We start from the raw sequence: 19,358 nt of genomic DNA, 5'->3' as shown, positions 1-19,358 counted from the left end.
ATGAAGAGATGGGCAGAGCGGCAATGGAGAGGCGGAAATGATTTCTGAGAATGGCTGGAATTCGCTTGAGGATGGAGGCAATTTTTTCCGGGAAGAAGCGGAAACGGCTTTGGCTTCAACGAATGGAACTGGCGATCAATCGGGCAATGACCCGGAAACGGCAGGACGGAGGCTTTTAGATCGGGAAATTCCGCTCGATTATCTTCAGGAGTGGACGCAAATCCTGGCACAACAGGCTAACTCTCAAGCTGGAACTGATACCGCCGCTCTCTCAGAGGATTCGCTCAAGATTGGGCAAGCAAAAGCAACGCAGTCCGCGATGATTTTTCGACTGGGCAGCGAACGATTTGCCCTGCCTGTGTGCGTCCTTCAGGAAGTCACCAGTCCTTCGCCCATTCATACACTGCCCCATCGCACCAACGATCTGTTTTTGGGACTGGTCAACATTCGCGGCGAAATTTTGCCCTGTTTTTCCCTCAGCCAGTTTCTTAACGTCGAAATGCCGATCGACCCCACCTACAGCCGCATTAACCTGCGCCGCATGATAGTGATTGGAGGCCAGGAAAACCGCTGGGTATTTCCGGCAGACGAAGTCCATCGGGTCTATCGCTTCCACCCCAACGAACTCCAGGAACCCCCCGTGGTCGTTGCTAAAACCCAAAAGGCTTATACCCAGGGGATCATTGACTGGCGCGGCGAAAAAGTCAATTATCTGGATGCTGACCGTTTACTCGACACCCTCGATCGTCGCCTCCTCTAACCCCCCTTCCCCATCCCCCCATCTCCCCACCCATCCACTTTTCCACCCCTCCCGCCCCAAATGCCCGACTACTCCATGCTGGATCTGTTTCGTCAAGAAGTTGCAGCTCAGGTTGCAAGCCTGAAGCAGCACTTGATGATGCTTAAACAGCAGCCTCGATCGGCACACGAGATTCAGGATGGGTTAGAAGCCCTGAAGACGATTCACGGGCTGGCTCAGGTTGTGGGTGTGGAAGCAGTACTGCTTGTGATTCGGGCAATTCAGACGCAGCTAACCGCCGCCCAACGAGGCATTGAACTGAGTCTCCAGGAGATCGATCGCCTTCTTCAGGCAGCCGATTGGCTGATCGAGGTCAGTCACCTGGATGAATCCGATCGAGCAACCTGGCTGGCGACTCACTTGGAAGACATTGCTATCCTGCAAGCTGCGAACCCCCCTATTAACCCGATCGAGATTATCACCGACCTCCAGGACGAAACGTTTCTCGATCGCCCTTATCTCGAAGCATTTCAGCCTGAAGAATTCCCTGCTGCTCACAGTCCCTCAGAATTGGGAGATTTAGGGGGCATTCAGAGTCTTAGCCCCCCACCCCAATTCCCTGCAAATCCCCTGATCGATGCCCAGATGCTGGATCTGTTTCGTCTGGAAGTCGAGGAACAGGCAAAAACTTTGAACAATGGGCTGCTGACCCTGGAAGCGCAGCCAATGGCAACCCAACCCCTTGAGGCACTCATGCGGGCTGCCCATTCAATCAAAGGCGCGGCACGGATCGTCGGACTGGATGCAGCGGTGGATTTAGCACACACAATGGAGGATTGCTTTGTTGCTGCCCAAAATCGGACACTGACCCTGAACACAGATTTAGTTGATGAACTGCTGCGCGGCGTGGATCTGTTGCAGAGCCTCAGCCAAGTCAGCGATCGAGATTTATCCGCATGGTTGACCCAGCACGACGCGGCGATCGATTCGGTGCGATTGATAATTCAAACCCTGCGCGAATCGCCAGAGCATTCTCCGCCAGAAAGAACGGCTGCATTCACTCCTTTTTCTGAAAACGGGGCATCTGAAAACGGGGAAAAAGAGACTGCTGAACAGGCTCCCGCCGCAGGGAATGGAACGGGGAAAAATCAAAAAAACGCTGCCCATTCGCTGGTGACTGGCTCGAATGTTGGCTCGAATGTTGCCCTGAATGCTAGCTCGAACGGCAGTGCGATGCGAAGCAGTTCCCCTGGGGGAATCAAACCCTCTAGCCGGGATAGTGCCCCTTCTAGCACGGGGCCACAGCGCGTGGTACGAGTCAGCGCAGAAAATCTCAATCGGATTATGGGGCTTGCCGGAGAATCGCTGATCGAGGCGAACGCTTTGCCCGTTTTTGCCGATGCGCTAATGCAGGTTCGATCGCAGCAAATCCGGCTTGCCGCCAGTCTAGAGGCGCTAGAACAGCGTTTGTTAAACCAGGTTGGGCTAAGTCAGGTAGAACAGACGATGTTTGAGACGGTTCGTCAGCAAGAGCAGCGGTGCCGCAATCTGCTTAGCGATCGGCTCACGGAACTTGAGGAGTTTATCCGTCGTACCACTAGCCTGTCCGATCGGCTTTACCATGAAGTGATCACGTCTCACATGCGTCCGTTTGAAGAAGGGGTGCAAAACTTTTCTCGGATGGTACGCGATCTTGCCCGTAGTTTGAACAAGCAAGCGAGGCTGGAAATTATCGGCAAATCTACGTCGGTCGATCGCGATATTCTCGGTAGGCTGGAGGCTCCCATTACGCACATTCTCAGAAATGCGATCGATCACGGCATCGAATCTCCTCAAGACCGGATCGCGGCAGGCAAACCGCCCGAAGGCAGAATCCGGCTAGAGGCAGCCCACCGGGGTGGAATGCTGGCAATCACGATCGTCGATGATGGAGCGGGGATTGATGTGCAGCGATTGCGACGACGAGCAGTCGATCGGCATTTGGTTATGCCCGATGTTGCTGCAAGACTATCGAATGCCGAACTGATGGAGTTTCTCTTTCTGCCCGGATTTTCGCTCTCTACTGAGGTTACAGAAATTTCGGGACGGGGCGTGGGGCTGGATATTGTCAAGAGTATGGCGCAGGAAGTGGGCGGCACGGTGCGCGTTTCCTCAAAGCCCGGAAAAGGCACAAGCTTTCATTTTCAGCTTCCGCTGACGCTCTCTGTTGTACGAACGCTGCTAGTCGAAGTGGCAGGCGAGGTATATGCTTTTCCCCTGGCGCGGATCGATCAGATTGTGACGCTTAAACCAGAGGAAATTTCCACCGTTGAAAATCGGCAGTATTTCACGCTGGACGATCGCAATATTGGGCTAATTTCGCTGTATCAGGTTCTGGATTTGCCGCCGCCTAATGCCACACCCGATCCGCTCTGGGTTGTGATTCTGAGTGACCAGTCCGCTACCTACGGCTTAATGGTCGATCGCTGCGTGGGAGAACGAGAACTCGTTGTGCGTCCGCTTGATCCGCGCCTGGGAAAGGTGCAGGATGTGAGTGCGGCTGCGCTCATGGCAAATGGTTCGCTGGTACTGATTCTGGATGTGTCTGACTTGATTCGATCGCTCACCGGACTGCTCAATAATGGACGACTGGCAAAACTGGGCGAGACGCAATCTTCTTCAGGGGAGGCTGGGAAGCGATCGCGCCAAGGAGAGGATGCAAAACGAGTGCTGGTGGTGGACGATTCGATCACCGTGCGGGAAATGGAGCGCAAACTGCTGCAAAATCGCGGCTATGTGGTTGATGTCGCAGTGGATGGAATGGAAGGCTGGAACGCCATCCGGTCGTATCCCTACGATCTGGTGATTAGCGATATTGATATGCCTCGGATGAATGGAATTGAGTTAATTAAAGAGATCAAAAAACACTCGCGGTTTCGGTCGATTCCCGTGATTGTTGTCTCTTACCGCGATCGAGACGACGATCGAATTCAGGGATTAGAAGCAGGAGCAGATTATTATTTAACAAAGAATAGCTTTCATGATGACACCCTGATTCGAGCAGTGACCGATTTGATTGGTGAATGAATTGAATCAATCCAATGAATCTACTGAATCCACTAAATTCAAGGAACCGCGACTGCTCAAACCTCCTCTAATTATCTTCTAATTAAATTAAAGAAATTGGCTAAAGACTGTTTGAGAATAGATTGAGATAGAAAACTTTATTAAAACAACATGAGAATTGCAATTGTAAACGACATGGTAATTGCCACTGAAGCAATGCGGCGGGTGCTGTTAACCGTTGCCGAACACCAAGTCGTTTGGGTTGCAACAAACGGAACCGAAGCGATCGCAAAATGCGCTCAGGACACGCCTGATCTAATTCTGATGGATCTGATCATGCCTGGAATAGACGGAGTAGAAGCCACAAGGCAAATTATGAAGCGATCGCCCTGTGCGATTCTCATCGTCACTGCAGACGTAAAACAAAACGCAGCAAAAGTGTATGAAGCCATGAGCTATGGCGCACTCGATGCCGTTAACACCCCCATTCTTGGAAGCTACGGCAATCCCGAAATTACCCAAACCCTGCTCCGCAAAATTGCCACGATCGAAAAACTCATTCGCAAATCCACCCCCAACTCTTCTGCTTTTCGCCCCGTTCGCCCCACTCTCTCCCAACTCTCCTCATCCCCTCGTCCTCTCACCTCTCCACCCCTCCACTCTTCTACTCCTCTACCCTTCTACTCTTCTACCCCTTCCTTAATTGCGATCGGCGCTTCCACAGGTGGACCCAAAGCCCTCGCCACTCTCCTCGCGCCCCTACCTGCTAATTTCGCGTCCGCAATTGTGATTGTGCAGCACGTTGATGCCCAATTTGCCGCAGGCTTAATCGACTGGCTCGACCACCAGACTGCCCTCACGGTTAGAAAAGCAGCCATTGGCGATCGACCGACGAAAGGAACGGCGCTCGTTGCTACTACAGATGATCACCTGTCGCTGCAAATCGATCGAACTCTGACCTATGTAAAAGAGCCGACTCAATACCCTTACCGTCCTTCAGTCGATGTCTTTTTTAAAAGTCTGGCAAACTATTGGCGGGCAAGAGGAACCGCGATTTTGCTTACCGGCATGGGGCGCGACGGCGCAGAAGGACTAAGCTTGCTCCGCAGCCAGGGCTGGTACACGATCGCCCAGGACGAAGCAAGCTGTGTGGTATATGGAATGCCAAGAGCGGCAGTAGAGCTAAATGCAGCCGTCGCAGTCTGGAATCCTGAAGAAATTGCTCGGCACCTGCTAAACCCTGTGCTGCGGTAGCTCAGTTGGCTTCATTCAAATTGACTTCCGTAGAATTATTCACGCGATGCCAGAAATAGGGTCACATCGGCGTGTGCCAGCACCACATCGGGGTCAAGCTGAAGCGCAGCCTCATACTTTTGGGCAAACTCATCGCCATTCTCAGCCGGGGTGAGCAGGGCAGCCACTTCTGCTACCAGAATGTCGATTGCCTCAGACGTAACTGGCTCATCGGCATGAAGCAAGTCATCAAACCGCACAATCAGCCGTGATAGACGGTGGAGCCAGTCAAACTGAGCATCGGTCAGGACGAGCCGCAGCAGTTCTCTTTTTGAAACTTGTCCCTGTTTTTGCTCATACACTATCCGCTCCATTTCCAGGAGGGTTTTGTGCAGGCGGAGCAGCCGAATTCGCAGATCGCTAATAAATTGGTGTTGCTGAATTCTTTGTTGCAGCATTGTAGTCATCAATTCACGTTGGGGTTCACCCATATTTGACTGATCACATATTAACATTGGAGCATATCGGTTCTGCTGAGTGAAACCCCTCTATTCAAAGTACGGAGATCTAAACTATTTAGTTCCGCTGAGTGAAGCTCCCTACTTAAAGTACGGAGAGCTAAACTACCGAGATCTAATAAAACTGCCCAACTCACGCTGTCAAAATTTGCGCTTGTGGAATAGTTTAGATTAATGCGAGATGAATGAAGTCAAAACTTGGGCTTTAGAAGGAAGTTTTCGGGGTTGCTTTCAAAGGTAATTTAAAGCGTTCAGAATCATGCCTGCATGAGGTCTTCACAAATTCGCGTGTGAGATGCAGTTTCCGCTTGATGATTGGGCAAACTGCGGTTAATCAATAGGGTGTTTCATGCATTAACTCGATCGGTGGATTTGCGCTCTAAGAAATTAGCCGCTGGCTGGAGTTTGGGCTGTTATGAGTGCTGTAACGTTCACTGCCGATATTCTGATTGTGGATGACGCGCCAGATGAATTGCAGATGTTGTCGAGTTTGCTGACGAGTCAAGGCTATCAGGTGTACGAAGCGGTGAGCGGTGATCAAGCGATCGCTTCTGCCCAAATCAGCCCACCCGACCTCATCTTGCTTGATCTCATGATGCCGGGAATGAATGGCTATGCAGTTTGTCGCTTGATTAAAGCAGACGATCGCCTTCAGCATATTCCCATTATTTTTCTCAGTGCCCGCACCGACGCAGTCGATAGGATCGAGGCATTTGAGAGCGGGGGGATAGACTACATTACCAAGCCTTTTGAGATTGCTGAAGTCATAGTTCGAGTTGAAAATCAGCTTCGCATCAGTCGGCTCCAGCAGGAGCTTCAGCAGGAAGTTGCCGATCGCGTTACGGCTCAGACCCAGTTAGAATCCCTGAATCAGTTACTCGAAACCAGGATTGCCGATCGCACCGCAGAGCTAGAGACGCGGCATCAAGAGCTCATGAATCTGCAAACTCAGCTCGAAGCGGCATTGGAAAAAGAACAGTCTCTCAACCTTCTAATGGCTCAGTTGTTAGAAACAATTTCCCACGAGTTCAGCACCCCGCTTTCGATCATTAACACCGCAACCCAAATGCTGAAGCTCAACCGCAGCCGAAACAGCTTGCAGGATGACGATCGCTGCTTTTACATGATCAACTCCAACGTCAACCGCATCAGCCAAACCCTTAAAAATACGTTGACGCTCACGACTGCCGAGTCAAACGCGATTCAGTTTTGCCCAGAACCGGTTAATCTTGCGACTCTCTGTCAAACGATCGTTTCTGGCTGGAAATTGCCACCTCAAAGCACACATCAGCTTGAGTTCGTTTACGATGACCAGGGCAATGCTTCTGCCTCCGTCGATGTGACGCTGTTTCAGCAGCTTCTCACCAATCTTTTGCAAAACGCAGTTCGCTTTTCTCCTCAGGGCGGCACTGTGCAGTTTGAGCTTCGCGCCGAGCCAGGCGAATTTGTGCTGACTGTGCGCGATCGCGGCATTGGAATTCCGGCTGCCGAGCAAAACGAGGTCTTCCAGCAGTTTTATCGCGCCAGTAATGCCAACTCAGTGCCAGGAACGCCCGGAGTCGGGTTGGGCTTAGCCGTAGTTCAGTGGATTGTGCGACTGCATCAGGGAACAGTGGCGATCGACAGTGAACTCGGTCAGGGAACGATCGTAACAGTCACGCTGCCGCGCCGCTAAGGTCTAGCACCCAAAAAAAGCGCACTCCCTGGAGAAGTACGCCTTTCCATGCTTATTAGAAGAGAATTAGAACCGAAACCTGCCTGAGTCGAGCGAGTCATCGAATTTCAGCTTCGCTCGCAAACTCACTGCACAGAAACAGCAGACCGAGGTGAGCGAACCACTCATCATGGTGTTCAGCACGTTGCGCGATCGCACCAGCCCACCCTAGAAAAACGCTAATCCCGGCGTCATAAACAGCACCAAAGCTGCCGAGAGCAGCACAAACTGCTTTATCACCCGAATTAATTGGTTTTTCTGCTGTGGTTTGAGCGGCGGCAGTTCCAACCCATGTACTGCTGGAGAACCATAAACCAAGCAGCGTAACAAGCGGAATTTTTTCAGCACAGTTTTCAGCACAAAGAAATTCTTCAAAAACACAAAAGGAAGCGAAGCAAGCATAAAACCTGCTGCCACTCAATCTTCGATTTCAGAAACAGTCTGATCAAGCGAAGCGGTAAACGCAATTAATCAAGAGCAGCGAAACGGAAGTAAGAGTTTAGATCTTGTTGTAGATCTTGTCAAAAACTGTCTTTTCGCAACAGGTCTTTTCACAGCAGAAAGGATGAATAAAGTACAGCTCTAGCAGTTTTCGGAAAATCTATCTAAACAATCTACTTAACAATTGAGCGCTTTAAAGAGTTCTAACACCAGGTTTTTAACCAAATCTCTAGCAATTCACTCGCGGAACTATTTGCGAGATCAGGGTTAGCACTCAGTCACCATTGAGGTCAATTTTGATTGCATTAATTTCGAGGCGATAGATTTGTATTAGAGAATACATTTTTGTGCAAAGACCGGAGCTTTTTACAAAACTTCATGACTTTACGGAGAAGAATTTTGTTGAGTTTATGTAACGCTGAGAAATGCTTAGACAAGCTGATCGTTATATTCTTGGCGCAGGGTTTCAAAACCATTAATTATTCTTTCTATAGATTTCGATCGAAACCTATAAATGCTGCACCAGATTGCCAGCCTTCTCGACCCAACAGTCGCCGCAAACGATCGCCTGATTAGAGAACTGCTCCCCAAGAGGGTAGGATCAGGATCATCGCAAGGTTATTCCTTTATCAGAGCTTATGTTGAGTGCGTATGTAGTGGGTCTTGGCAAATCGGGAATTGCGGCGGCGCGTCTGCTCAAACAGCAGGGCTGGCAAGTAACCCTCAGTGATCGCAACACCTCTGAGGGGCTAATGACGCTCCAGCAAACCCTTGTAGCAGAAGGGATTCGTGTTGAACTGGGCACTTCCCTTGAGCCAGATCCAGCGCAGATGCAGCAAATTGTGGTCAGTCCAGGTGTGCCGTGGGATAGTCCAGCACTGGTAAGGGCACGAAATTTAGGCATAGAAACGATCGGCGAAATCGAGCTGGCATGGAGAGCCTTACGCGATCGCCCCTGGGTTGCCATCACCGGAACCAACGGCAAAACGACTACCACAGCCCTGATTGCTGCCATTTTTCAAACTGCTGGAATCAACGCCCCTGCCTGCGGCAACATTGGCTATCCTGCCTGTGAACTTGCCCTTGTCGCTGAATCACCAGACTGGATCATCGCCGAACTCAGCAGCTACCAGATCGAATCTTCTGCCGGAGTCGCGCCTACAATCGGAGTCTGGACGACCCTTACCCCCGATCATCTCAGCCGCCACAAAACGCTGGAAAACTACTACAGCATTAAGGCGCACCTGCTGCACCAGTCTCGCTATCAAATTTTGAACGGCGACGATCCCTATCTGAGACAAGCCGCTTCCCAGTGGCAGGAGGCGTACTGGACCAGCGTATCTGGCAAAGCGAATCTCCCCGGCAATCCCAATCATGGTGCATACATTGAAGAAGGCTGGGCGATCGTGCAGGGAGAACCGATCATTCCCGTTTCTGCGCTTCGTATGGTGGGCGATCACAACCAGCAGAATTTGCTGATGGCAGTGCTGGCAGCGCGACTGGCAGGCATTGAAACCGCGATGATCGAAACCGCGATTCGCACTTTTCCGGGTGTTTCCCATCGGTTGGAGCAAATCTGCACCTGGCAGGGCATTGATTTTATCAACGACAGCAAAGCCACGAATTATGACGCAGCTGAGGTTGGGCTAGCCGCAGTCCAGGCTCCGGTCATTTTAATTGCAGGCGGCGAAGCAAAAGCCGGGGACGATCGGCAGTGGCTTAATTTAATCCAGCAAAAAGCGGCGGTTGTACTGCTGATTGGCACTGCGGCTCCTGCCTTTGCCGCTCGACTTCAGCAAATTGGCTATTCGTCCTGTGAAATCGTCGAAACAATGGAACGGGCAGTACAGCGATCGGCGGAGTTAGGGCAGCAGCAGCACGCGAAGGTTGTTTTGCTTTCTCCTGCCTGTGCCAGCTTCGATCAGTACGCTAACTTTGAGCAGCGCGGCGACCATTTTCGGCAGCTTTGTCTGGCACTGTAGCATCGCTTTCCTCAGCAGTCAGATGCTTAGATTAGTGCTATACTGTGTTTTAGAGAGCATTAGATATTCGGTTGAAGCATTTGTTTCTAGTATTAGCGAGTTTTCACGTTTTTTCACTGACAGATTTCTCTCCGAAATTTGACTCTCCACAGACATTCTATTTTGGAGAAAATCTATGTCAATTTATGTAGGTAACCTATCCTATGAGGTTACAGAAACTGATCTAACCTCTGTGTTTGCAGAGTACGGGTCAGTCAAGCGCGTTCAGCTCCCGATTGATCGTGAAACAGGTCGTATGCGCGGCTTTGGCTTTGTCGAAATGAGTGAAGACAATGAAGAAACTGCTGCGATCGAAGCCCTCGACGGCGCAGAGTGGATGGGTCGCGATCTGAAAGTCAACAAAGCGAAGCCCCGTGAAGATCGTGGTGGTTCGTCTGGTGGTGGACGCAGAGGCGGTGGCTATTCACGTAGCTACTAAATAGAAGCAAGTTTTTGTTGAAGCTTGGCTAGATTAGCTTGTAAGCGTTAAAGCAGAGTAATCCCTGATCCTTCAGGGATTACTCCTACAAAAACTAGATATAACTAAAGGGTTCGGACAGAAATGCCTGAACCCTTTTTTTGATTAGATTAACTTACACCACTTCAGCCCGGAATAAGATGCACAATCAGCGATCGTTTATCAAGCGATTGAACCTTACCTGCTTGAGCCAAGTCAGCAATGATCCGGTCTAGCAAGTCAGTTGCCCGGTCACGGTTTTGATGTTCGCGTCCTCGGAGACGCACCTGAAATTTAACGGAATCTCCTTTTTTAAGCCAATCAATCGCTCGATCGATTCTCAGGCTGTAATCGGATTCACCGATGTTGGGACGCAGTCTTACTTCTTTAACAGTCGTTTTAGCACTGGCATTCTGCCGTTTCTTCTGCTGATATTGATGCTTGCCGTAGTCCAGAATTTTTGCGACCGGAATCTCTTTATTGTCGGAAACAACGACTAAATCAAGATCCGCACTCTCGGCAAGCTTCAGAGCTTCGTAGGTATCGGTCAAACCACGATTGTTGTTCTCATGGTCAATTAGAAGCACTTGAGCAGTTTTAATCTGCCGATTGATAAGCTGTTTTGTAGCGATAATCCTTGTCCTCTAAAATGTGGATGTTTGCTTTTGCTGATAATACCAGGGTAACGAAAAAAGAATTGAAATGGTATTAAGTTTCAGCAGCCTGAATAACTGATTGTTGATTCCTGTATCGCTGCCGTTATGTTCAGAAGGAAGGTTGGAGAATGTGAGAAGCTGTTTGGAAAGCTAAAGCCGTCCCCCGAACACTTCCCTAGCCTCCCAATTCTAGCGAAAACCTCTTCTAATCCAGTGTTCAAACCATTCAGGGTTCAAAGGCCCCACCCGTGTGGAGGGATTTAGGGGGCGATGTAAAACCTTTGCGACTCTTCAAACAGCCTCCAGGGGCAGTGCAGCCAATCGAGAAGAATCAAAGCATCACTGCCTCTTAGAGCGCAATTTCTTGGTATCGACCCAGATCGCAATTCCCCGCGAGACCAAGGCTGAAAGCGCGACCAAAACCGTCCAGGCAACCAGGAGGTTAGCTTGTCCCTGACTGGCAACCTGTAGCGCGATCAAGGCTGCGTAGCAAAGAACAACCAGTCCGGCTTGGATATAGATTGTTTGCCCAATTAAGGCAGCATTGACCCATTTTAGTCCAAACCAACTGCCACAAACTACCCCAACCCAACTGCACAAACCTACCAACAGCGCAGCAGGCAGGACAACCTCTAAGCCAAACGAGAGCCGAGATGCCAGCAAGCCCAGCCCAGCCCGGACGATGCCAAAGCCGATCGCAGAAAATAGAAACGTTCCCACTATGCTGCCGATCGCCGCTGCCCCATATTCCCGCGTTGCTTGCTTGGTCATGCTGTCCTCGAATCAAGACTAACCTTCTAAGTGATCTGATGGACGGCGCCTCACACTTGTTCCAGTACCTTCTTCACCAGATCGGGAATTTGAGACGGGCGATCGGCAACCGGAACTTGGGCACGTTTGAATGCCTCCAGCTTGCTTTGGGCTGAGCCAATGTCTGCTCCTAACCCGGCAATCCGAGACGCGACGATCGCCCCCGCATGACCCTGGAACTGTCCTTGGGGCGCACTGTAACCCGCCAGAAACGCCACCACGGGTTTATCAATCACTTCTGCAATGTAGCGAGCTGCACTTTCCTCACTGTCACCGCCAATTTCTCCGACCAGCACGATTGCCTCGGTCTGATCGTCTTCTTCCAGAATTTGCAGCCATTGCTGAAACGACGAACTCAGGATGCGATCGCCGCCAATACCAATTGCGATCGATTGTCCTAGTCCGGCGCGGGTAAGTTCTAGGGCGATTTCATAGGTGAGTGTACCGCTGCGGCTGATCAGTCCTACCTTGCCCGGCAGGTAAAACTCCGGCGGATGAATGCCCAATAAAAGCTGTCCCGGCACGATAATTCCGGGGCAATTAGAGCCGACGACCAGGGTTTCGGTCGCTTCTGCCTTTCGTAGCACCCGTACCATGTCCAGCGGCGGCACGCCTTCAGTGATGATAATGATCTGGCGAATCTGAGCGGCGATCGCTTCCAGGGCAGCATCCATTACCTCATAGGGCGGCACAAAAATGACGCTTGTATCAATTCGCCCCACTTTGGAGATCGCCTGCTCGACCAGATCAAAAACAGGAATATCGGCGATCGGCTTGCCCCCGCCTCCCGGACTGACTCCCGCCACGATTTGTGTTCCATAAGCCTGCATCAGCGGCGTATAAATCGCCCCTAGCGGCTCAGAAATGCCCTGAATTAAAATTTTGCTTTCAGCAGTAAAGTTCATTCGCGTTGTCTTAAATTTGTTTTACCGGAAGCAGGCTCAGCGTTTCGGTAATGGCAGCATCGAGATAGTCTGTGGCAAGAATCCCGATCGACTCTAGAGTCGTTTTGGCTTGCGCTAGCTCCTCTCCCACACATCGCACTACGATCGGCGGCAGCGATCGATACTTGCCTCGCTGTTGAACCTGTGCGGCAATGAGCGCTGCAATCTCAGCACAGGAAAGTCTGCTGCCCAGGAGATTCACCAAAATTACCTGGATGTCATGGGATTCAAACAGCAAATCGAGTCCTTGCTGAATCCGTGATTCCAGGGTTGAAGTCGGGCAGCTCTGCCGATATTCACCCCCTACATCTACAAATGCGCCCGGCCTGCCCTTGGCTTTATAGAGCAAATCGAGCGTTGCCATCGTTAGCCCCGCCCCGTTGCACAAAACGCCGATATTGCCTGCAAGATCAACCCTGGCGATCGGGGAAGTTTGCGATTGTGCCGCCTTTCCCTGGAGCAGCAGCGGATGGGTAAACTCGGACAGCAACGCCTGTCTGCCTAACGCCGTGTCGTTGACCGTTACTTTGCCGTCTAACGCCATCAGCTTGCCCGAAGGGCTCACCGCCAGCGGATTGATTTCTACTAAATCCAAATCGCAGGTGGCAAATAGCCGATACATCTTTTCCACGATCGCGCTTACTGCTTGAATCAAATCCCCTTTTAATCCCATGCGGATTGCCAATCGCCGCGCATAGTAGGGCGAAAACTCCTGATCGACAATGACTTGATGCAGCCGATCGAACTGCGACTCGATTTCGATGCCGCCCTGCTGCGACCCCAGCAACACCGGACGCCGCTCCGAGCCATCTAGCACGACTGCCAGGTAAAACTCGCGATCGGCATCATACTTTGCCTCTGCCAGCAGCACTTCGGGGTATTTTCCCATGATCGGCAGGTGAAAAATCATCTGGGCAGCGGCAATGGCATCGATCGTATTTTCAACAAACCGGATACCTCCCGCTTTTCCCCGCCCTCCGGTGTACACCTGGGATTTCAGCACCACCGGATAGGGAATCGTGAGCTGCTTGATGTCCTGAAGCTGACAAATGCGCTGAGACGGCAGCACCGGAATGCCCATTTGCCGAAATAGCTCTTTTGCCTGGTACTCTAACAACTCCATAGAAACCTACTGGCGGGAATTGGACAATGCACCCCACCACGATAAACGACAGCAGCACAAAAAGGCTTATCTATTGAGCTTACCCGTTAAGCTCCAGTCTGGATGCAGCTAAGACTGCAAAACAAAAGAATCTGTCCCCTGGGGGAATTCACCCTTCAGCAGCAAGCAAACAACCAGGGCAATACGTTATGACTAGGATAAAGAGTTTCAATCATTGGGGTAAGGTGGCAATGGAAATCGGTGTACCCAAGGAAGTCAAAGATCAGGAATTCCGGGTAGGGCTAAATCCGAACAGCATTCGCGGATTAACCGATCAGGGTCACAAGGTTTATGTCGAAACCCAGGCAGGCCTCGGCGCAGGATTTTCAGACGCAGACTACGAGCAGGCAGGGGCGTCGATCGTCTCCACGGCTGCTGATGCCTGGAACCGCGAAATGGTGGTGAAAGTCAAAGAGCCGCTTTCATCGGAATATGAGTTCCTGCAAAAAGGAAAGCTTTTGTTTACCTACCTGCATTTGGCAGCAAATCGGGCTTTAACCGAGCATTTAATCGATTCGGGGATTACGGCGATCGCCTATGAAACCGTTGAGCTGCCGAATCACAGTTTGCCCTTGCTCACGCCCATGAGCATTATTGCTGGGCGGCTTTCGGTACAGTTTGGCGCACGATATTTGGAGCGACAGCAGGGCGGACGGGGCGTTCTGCTGGGCGGGGTTCCGGGAGTGCGTCCGGGAAAGGTGGTTGTGCTTGGCGGCGGCGTGGTGGGCACCGAAGCAGCAAGAATGGCGATCGGCATGGGCGCACAGGTGCAGATTCTTGACATCAGCCTGGAGCGGCTGGCGTATCTGGAAACAATCTTTGGCTCCAGAGTCGAACTGCTCTACAGCAACGCGCCTCAAGTGGAAGCCGTCGTTCCCGATGCGGATTTGCTTGTGGGAGCCGTTCTCGTTCCCGGTCGGCGTGCCCCGATCTTAGTGAACCGTGCGCTGGTAGAAAAAATGTGTCCCGGTTCGGTGATTGTCGATGTGGCAGTCGATCAGGGCGGCTGTATTGAAACGCTGCACCCGACTTCGCATACCCATCCGATCTATGTGGAAGCAGGCGTGGTTCACTACGGGGTGCCCAATATGCCTGGAGCCGTTCCCTGGACAGCAACCCAGGCACTCAACAACAGCACCTTCCCCTATGTGATGAAGCTGGCACACGAAGGCATCAAGGCACTGGATAGCGATCGCAGCCTGGCACAGGGACTCAACGTGAACGCTCACAAGTTGGTGCATCCGGCAGTGCGACAAGTGTTTACCGACCTAGCAGCGTAGACCGCCAGCGCAAGCTAATCTTCGTCGCGAAACTGCAAATTTTCCAGGGCGATCGTCCCCAGCGACTCAAAGCGGCTGATTTCCCTTTCGGGGTAGTGTGTCATCAGATAAAATGCCTGCCCTTCAGTTTCACCAAGATACACTGCCCCTTCGATCGTGCCGTTTGGGGTTTGCTGACGGTAGATTAGCTTCTCTTTTACCCAGGGATAGCTAACGATGTTGGTGCGATCGACCAACTGCCACTGATTTTTTGCCAGCAAGCCCTGCGGGTCGAGCACATAATCGCGGAGCTGATCCAGCGTTGCTTTTTGCTGCGGCTGCACGATATCGACATAGGTATTCGATCGGGGTTTGCCCTGAGGACTATAGACTAGTCGAATTCCTGTCCCCGCCTGGGAAGCAATCGATTGGGGCTTAAAGTCTTTGGCGGGGAAGTAGGTTGTAAAGGGCAAGCTTGGCTGGTTTAGCAGGGTTAGCTCAACTTCTGCCATTCGTCCACTAACGTGAATCGCCATAATTCGGGTTGCAGGGCGATCTTCGGCGTTAGGAGACGGGCTGGCTTCGGGCGTACTGGCAGCGGCAATATTAAAAGCTTGACCATCCTGGAGCGAATTTTCCAGGATAGAACAGCTACTCAGGCTGGCAAAGCTCGCTCCGGCAAGCAGCAGGACAGCAGATTGTTTGTAATTCATACTGTGTCCTCCTAGCTCACAACAAAGTTAACCAGTTTTCCGGGCACGAGAATCTCTTTGCGGATTTGCTTTCCGACAATGTATTTCTGTGCCAGTTCAGAATCACGAGCAAGCTGCTTTTGTTCGTCCTCAGTTGCCTGCGCCGGAATCTGAATTGTGCCCCGTGTTTTGCCCATGATTTGAATCACGAGCGGAATTTCATCCACCACCAGCGCAGACGAATCAACCGCACACCAGCTTTGTGTATGAATCGAATCATCGTAGCCCAGCGTGTACCACAGTTCCTCAGCAATGTGAGGCGCAAAGGGAGCCAGCAGCTTGAGTAAAGTTTCGATCGCCTCAGTATAAACCGGAGATCCTTTGCAGGGCGCGTCGGAAATCGCGTTGCTCAGCTTCATCAGCTCCGAAACCGCCGTGTTGAGCTGATAATCGCCCTCCAGGTCTTCGGTGATTTGCTGAATCGCGAAGTGGGTTGCATAGCGCAGATCTTTCTCTGGTTTGCTGAGCTGTTCCTGCGGCGTATGGGAAACCACAGACTCCGAATATTCCGTCACCAATCGCCAGACCCGATTCAAAAAGCGGAATTGTCCTTCAACGTCTGCTTCGTCCCACTCTAGATCCTTTTCAGGCGGAGCTTTGAATAGAATAAACATTCGCGCCGTATCTGCGCCGTACTTGCCCAGCACCTCACCCGGAGCTACCCCGTTGTACTTCGACTTAGACATCTTCTCGTAAACGACCTCCAGCGCATCTCCCGTATCGGGATCTTTAGGGTCGTTCGGGTCAGCCACGTTTGCCGGAATCACGTACTTTCCGGTGCGCGGATTCTTGTAGGTTTTGCCCTGCACCATGCCCTGGGTCAGCAGTCGGGTAAACGGCTCATCGAAGTTCAGCAAGCCGCGATCGCGCAGCACTTTCGTAAAGAATCGGGAATAGAGCAGATGCAAAATTGCGTGTTCAATGCCGCCCACATACTGATCGACAGGCATCCAGTCATTGGTTTGCGCCGAGTCAAACACCTGCTGGTCGTTGCGGGCATCCGGGTAGCGCAAAAAGTACCACGAGGAATCAATAAAGGTATCCATCGTGTCGGTTTCTCGGCGTGCTCCTGCTCCGCAATTTGGACAAGAAACATTCAGCCAGTTTTCAGCCGTCGTTAAAGGTGAAGCACCCCGTCCGGTAAACTCCACATCTTCCGGCAACTTCACGGGCAAATCACGCTCTGGAACAGGCACAATCCCGCAAGAGGGACAGTGAATAACCGGAATTGGGCAACCCCAGTACCGCTGACGCGAAATCAGCCAGTCCCGCAAGCGATAGTTGACTGTGCGAGTCCCTTTGCCGTTTGCCTCCAACCACTCGATCGCCTGCTCAACGCTCTGCCCTGCTGCCTTGCCCGCCGTCACGCCATCCAACGGACCCGATCGCACCATCACGCCTGATTCAGGATACGCCTTCGTCATCGTCGCCGAATCAAGCTCCTGATCGGGAGATTGCACTACTACTTTGATCGACAAATCGAACTGCTTGGCAAACTCAAAATCGCGCTGGTCGTGCGCCGGAACTGCCATAATTGCGCCTGTGCCGTAGCCCATCAGCACATAGTCGGCAATCCAGATCGGAATCCGCTCGTCGTTGACCGGATTGATTGCATAGCTGCCCGTCCATACGCCTGTTTTTTCTTTATCTTCGGCAGTGCGATCGATCTCGCTTTTGCCCGCGGCTACGGTCTGGTACGCCCTGACGATTTCTGCCTGCTCTGGCGTGGTCAGCTTCTCTACCAGCGGATGCTCCGGCGACAGCACCATAAACGTTGCGCCCCAGAGGGTATCCGGGCGAGTTGTGAACACAGTCAGCGCGTCACCCGCTTCGGCTTTAAAGATGACTTCGGCTCCGGTAGATTTGCCGATCCAATTTTCCTGCATCAGCTTGACGCGATCGGGCCAGCCCTTGAGCTTGTCCAAATCATTGAGCAACTGCTCGGCGTAGTCAGTAATTTTGAGAAACCACTGCCGCAGCATTCTGCGCTCGACTTTTGCGCCCGATCGCCAGGAACGTCCTTCGCTATCAACCTGCTCGTTTGCCAGCACGGTCTGATCGATCGGGTCCCAGTTCACTGCCGCTTCTTTCTGGTACGCCAGACCCGCCTTGAAAAACTCCAAAAAGATCCACTGCGTCCAGCGGTAATACTCTGGTGAACAGGTGGCGACTTCCCGCTTCCAGTCATAGGACAAGCCCAATCGCTGAAGCTCTGTTCGCATCTGGTCAATATTTTGATACGTCCAGTTGGCGGGGGGAACTTTGCGCTCGATCGCCGCATTTTCCGCAGGCAAACCAAACGCATCCCAGCCCATCGGGTGCAAGACGCGATAGCCCTGCATTTGCCGCACTCTGGCAATCACATCAGTAATCGTATAGTTGCGGACGTGCCCCATGTGCAGGCTGCCCGACGGATAGGGAAACATCGACAGCGCGTAAAATTTGGGCTTGCTGCGATCGTCAGAGGTGTCATCCATGCCCTCTGCTGCCCAGGTTTGCTGCCATTTTTCCTCAATTTCCGCCGGGTTATAACGGGACTCCACTCGCAAATGCTCCTACTCGATCGATTTGGCTCTTCATCATTCTATAAGATTTGGTTCTTTCCAAAAGGGTTTGGAAAGGGGTTGAGTTCGGGTACTAGGGCATGGGGCACGAAATTCAATAGTGAGAAACGATCGCGAAACGGATAATGATAATAAGGATAGTTAAATAGTCATTCATACTGACCCTAAAGCCCCCGGCCTCCCAATTTGGAGGGAAACCGAGCTAATCACGTTGACTTTCAAAGCCCCCTCGCTCTTTTGGAGCGGTAAGTCATCAATGGGAAATTTAGGGGGTGATGTAGAACTGCTCACACTGCTCCAACAACCTCTGCTCCAACAACCTCTTAAAATCAACTGCTTGAAATCGCCTCGCAGCCAATTTCCATGCCCCAAGTCTCCTTTGATACTTTGATCGAAGCTGCCCGTTCCGGGACTCAACTCATCAGTTTTCCCACGGACACCGTTCCCGCCCTGGCAAGCAGACCCGATCGCGCCTCGTTAATCTACGACGCAAAACAGCGCAGCGAAACCAAACCCCTGATTCTCATGGGCAGCGACATCGAAGACTTGTGGGATTATGTCGTAGGTACGCCTGAGGAGCGATCGATCTGGCAAGAAACCGCCGCCCAATACTTGCCCGGAGCCTTAACCCTTGTCCTCCCCGCCAGCGAAAAACTGCCCCGTCAAATGAACCCCACTGATCCGACAACAATCGGCATTCGCGTACCCGATCACCCGGTCGCCCGTGATCTGCTGCGCCAAACTGGACCGTTAGCAACTACTAGCGTCAATCGATCGGGAGAGCCTGCGCTCAGGGCGATCGAAGACATTAATACTCAATTTTCCAACGTTCTCACCTTCTTCCCGGAACAATTTCGGGCGATCGAACAGCAGCTTGCTCAGACCCAAGACCCGGATGCGATGGTTGGCTCTGGCTTGCCTTCAACCGTCGTCAAGTGGACAGGCATCGGCTGGAAAATCCTGCGACAGGGAACGGTGAGACTTGCTTGAGATCCCCCACAAGAGCGAGGAAAAATTGGACTGCTTTGACTACTTTGACGACA

16 protein-coding genes are annotated in these 19,358 nt (G+C 51.8%); 8 read left to right on the top strand and 8 right to left on the bottom strand.

Translation table 11 applies throughout. From position 1 onward, the window contains the following. Positions 1 to 37: 37 nt before the first annotated feature. From NDI45_RS01345 to NDI45_RS01335, 3 genes are all read left to right on the top strand, one after another. The gene (locus tag NDI45_RS01345) at positions 38 to 760 is read left to right on the top strand and encodes a chemotaxis protein CheW (protein ID WP_348245829.1); all 723 of its coding nucleotides are present in this window, start codon (positions 38 to 40) and stop codon (positions 758 to 760) included. Between the two features lie 60 nt (positions 761 to 820). Continuing rightward, positions 821 to 3,805 carry a hybrid sensor histidine kinase/response regulator gene (locus NDI45_RS01340; protein WP_348245828.1) on the top strand — a complete coding sequence of 995 codons (2,985 nt, stop codon included), beginning with the start codon at positions 821 to 823 and terminating at the stop codon, positions 3,803 to 3,805. A 150-nt stretch (positions 3,806 to 3,955) separates the two neighbouring features. After that, positions 3,956 to 5,038: a chemotaxis response regulator protein-glutamate methylesterase gene (locus tag NDI45_RS01335; protein WP_190793647.1), complete on the top strand. Its 1,083-nt coding sequence runs from the start codon at positions 3,956 to 3,958 to the stop codon at positions 5,036 to 5,038. 35 nt (positions 5,039 to 5,073) lie between these two features. Here NDI45_RS01335 and NDI45_RS01330 read toward each other — a convergent pair whose 3' ends face one another. Continuing rightward, positions 5,074 to 5,508, bottom strand: coding sequence for a hypothetical protein (locus NDI45_RS01330; RefSeq protein ID WP_348245827.1), 435 nt, complete (start codon positions 5,506 to 5,508; stop codon positions 5,074 to 5,076). A 442-nt stretch (positions 5,509 to 5,950) separates the two neighbouring features. Here NDI45_RS01330 and NDI45_RS01325 point away from each other — a divergent pair, with 442 nt between their 5' ends. After that, positions 5,951 to 7,210 (top strand): hybrid sensor histidine kinase/response regulator, encoded by a 1,260-nt coding sequence (locus NDI45_RS01325; RefSeq protein ID WP_348245826.1) that lies wholly within the window; start codon positions 5,951 to 5,953, stop codon positions 7,208 to 7,210. A gap of 207 nt (positions 7,211 to 7,417) precedes the next feature. On the opposite strand, the gene NDI45_RS01320 is transcribed toward NDI45_RS01325, so the two are convergent. After that, on the bottom strand, positions 7,418 to 7,651 hold the full coding sequence (locus tag NDI45_RS01320) for a hypothetical protein (protein ID WP_348245995.1): 234 nt from the start codon (positions 7,649 to 7,651) through the stop codon (positions 7,418 to 7,420). A gap of 677 nt (positions 7,652 to 8,328) precedes the next feature. Between NDI45_RS01320 and murD the strand changes: the two genes are divergently transcribed. Continuing rightward, positions 8,329 to 9,672: a UDP-N-acetylmuramoyl-L-alanine--D-glutamate ligase gene (gene murD, locus NDI45_RS01315; RefSeq protein WP_348245825.1), complete on the top strand. Its 1,344-nt coding sequence runs from the start codon at positions 8,329 to 8,331 to the stop codon at positions 9,670 to 9,672. A gap of 175 nt (positions 9,673 to 9,847) precedes the next feature. Further along, entirely contained in the window at positions 9,848 to 10,150 is a 303-nt protein-coding gene (locus NDI45_RS01310) for an RNA-binding protein (RefSeq protein ID WP_190794184.1), read from the top strand. Between the two features lie 164 nt (positions 10,151 to 10,314). Here NDI45_RS01310 and infC read toward each other — a convergent pair whose 3' ends face one another. The 4 genes from infC to NDI45_RS01290 all read right to left on the bottom strand — a co-directional run bounded on the left by infC (position 10,315) and on the right by NDI45_RS01290 (position 13,701). After that, positions 10,315 to 10,782: a translation initiation factor IF-3 gene (infC, locus tag NDI45_RS01305; protein WP_348245985.1), complete on the bottom strand. Its 468-nt coding sequence runs from the start codon at positions 10,780 to 10,782 to the stop codon at positions 10,315 to 10,317. Between the two features lie 381 nt (positions 10,783 to 11,163). Continuing rightward, positions 11,164 to 11,595, bottom strand: a complete 432-nt coding sequence (locus tag NDI45_RS01300) for a hypothetical protein (protein WP_348245824.1) — start codon at positions 11,593 to 11,595, stop codon at positions 11,164 to 11,166. A gap of 50 nt (positions 11,596 to 11,645) precedes the next feature. Then, entirely contained in the window at positions 11,646 to 12,539 is an 894-nt protein-coding gene (locus tag NDI45_RS01295; RefSeq protein ID WP_348245823.1) for a CoA-binding protein, read from the bottom strand. Between the two features lie 10 nt (positions 12,540 to 12,549). Beyond that, positions 12,550 to 13,701 carry a succinate--CoA ligase subunit beta gene (locus tag NDI45_RS01290; RefSeq protein WP_190794187.1) on the bottom strand — a complete coding sequence of 384 codons (1,152 nt, stop codon included), beginning with the start codon at positions 13,699 to 13,701 and terminating at the stop codon, positions 12,550 to 12,552. Between the two features lie 230 nt (positions 13,702 to 13,931). Between NDI45_RS01290 and ald the strand changes: the two genes are divergently transcribed. Further along, positions 13,932 to 15,020, top strand: coding sequence for an alanine dehydrogenase (gene ald / locus NDI45_RS01285; protein ID WP_348245983.1), 1,089 nt, complete (start codon positions 13,932 to 13,934; stop codon positions 15,018 to 15,020). 14 nt (positions 15,021 to 15,034) lie between these two features. Here the strand turns inward: ald and NDI45_RS01280 are convergent, their stop codons facing one another. Both NDI45_RS01280 and leuS read right to left on the bottom strand, forming a co-directional pair. After that, a complete protein-coding gene (locus NDI45_RS01280; protein WP_348245821.1) occupies positions 15,035 to 15,712 on the bottom strand; it encodes a hypothetical protein in 678 nt (225 codons plus the stop codon). An 11-nt stretch (positions 15,713 to 15,723) separates the two neighbouring features. Beyond that, a complete protein-coding gene (gene leuS, locus NDI45_RS01275; RefSeq protein ID WP_348245820.1) occupies positions 15,724 to 18,294 on the bottom strand; it encodes a leucine--tRNA ligase in 2,571 nt (856 codons plus the stop codon). Between the two features lie 384 nt (positions 18,295 to 18,678). Here leuS and NDI45_RS01270 point away from each other — a divergent pair, with 384 nt between their 5' ends. Continuing rightward, positions 18,679 to 19,305: an L-threonylcarbamoyladenylate synthase gene (locus tag NDI45_RS01270; RefSeq protein WP_348245819.1), complete on the top strand. Its 627-nt coding sequence runs from the start codon at positions 18,679 to 18,681 to the stop codon at positions 19,303 to 19,305. Positions 19,306 to 19,358 lie beyond the last annotated feature (53 nt).

The organism is Leptolyngbya sp. GB1-A1 (genome assembly GCF_039962475.1).
In the GTDB taxonomy this organism is placed as follows: domain Bacteria; phylum Cyanobacteriota; class Cyanobacteriia; order Elainellales; family Elainellaceae; genus Leptolyngbya_A.
Note: the sequence above shows the minus strand (reverse complement) of the source record. Positions and strands in the feature narration are given on the sequence as shown.

Bases quoted from the DNA above. Each gene is read 5' to 3' on its own strand.
- NDI45_RS01340 (WP_348245828.1), top strand. From the start codon at position 821: ATGCCCGACTACTCCATGCTGGATCTGTTTCGTCAAGAAGTTGCAGCT.
- NDI45_RS01290 (WP_190794187.1), bottom strand. From the start codon at position 13,701: ATGGAGTTGTTAGAGTACCAGGCAAAAGAGCTATTTCGGCAAATGGGC.
- NDI45_RS01310 (WP_190794184.1), top strand. From the start codon at position 9,848: ATGTCAATTTATGTAGGTAACCTATCCTATGAGGTTACAGAAACTGAT.
- NDI45_RS01325 (WP_348245826.1), top strand. From the start codon at position 5,951: ATGAGTGCTGTAACGTTCACTGCCGATATTCTGATTGTGGATGACGCG.
- NDI45_RS01330 (WP_348245827.1), bottom strand. From the start codon at position 5,508: ATGGGTGAACCCCAACGTGAATTGATGACTACAATGCTGCAACAAAGA.
- NDI45_RS01295 (WP_348245823.1), bottom strand. From the start codon at position 12,539: ATGAACTTTACTGCTGAAAGCAAAATTTTAATTCAGGGCATTTCTGAG.
- NDI45_RS01300 (WP_348245824.1), bottom strand. From the start codon at position 11,595: ATGACCAAGCAAGCAACGCGGGAATATGGGGCAGCGGCGATCGGCAGC.
- NDI45_RS01345 (WP_348245829.1), top strand. From the start codon at position 38: ATGATTTCTGAGAATGGCTGGAATTCGCTTGAGGATGGAGGCAATTTT.
- NDI45_RS01335 (WP_190793647.1), top strand. From the start codon at position 3,956: ATGAGAATTGCAATTGTAAACGACATGGTAATTGCCACTGAAGCAATG.
- ald (WP_348245983.1), top strand. From the start codon at position 13,932: ATGGAAATCGGTGTACCCAAGGAAGTCAAAGATCAGGAATTCCGGGTA.
- NDI45_RS01280 (WP_348245821.1), bottom strand. From the start codon at position 15,712: ATGAATTACAAACAATCTGCTGTCCTGCTGCTTGCCGGAGCGAGCTTT.
- NDI45_RS01320 (WP_348245995.1), bottom strand. From the start codon at position 7,651: ATGCTTGCTTCGCTTCCTTTTGTGTTTTTGAAGAATTTCTTTGTGCTG.
- murD (WP_348245825.1), top strand. From the start codon at position 8,329: ATGTTGAGTGCGTATGTAGTGGGTCTTGGCAAATCGGGAATTGCGGCG.
- NDI45_RS01270 (WP_348245819.1), top strand. From the start codon at position 18,679: ATGCCCCAAGTCTCCTTTGATACTTTGATCGAAGCTGCCCGTTCCGGG.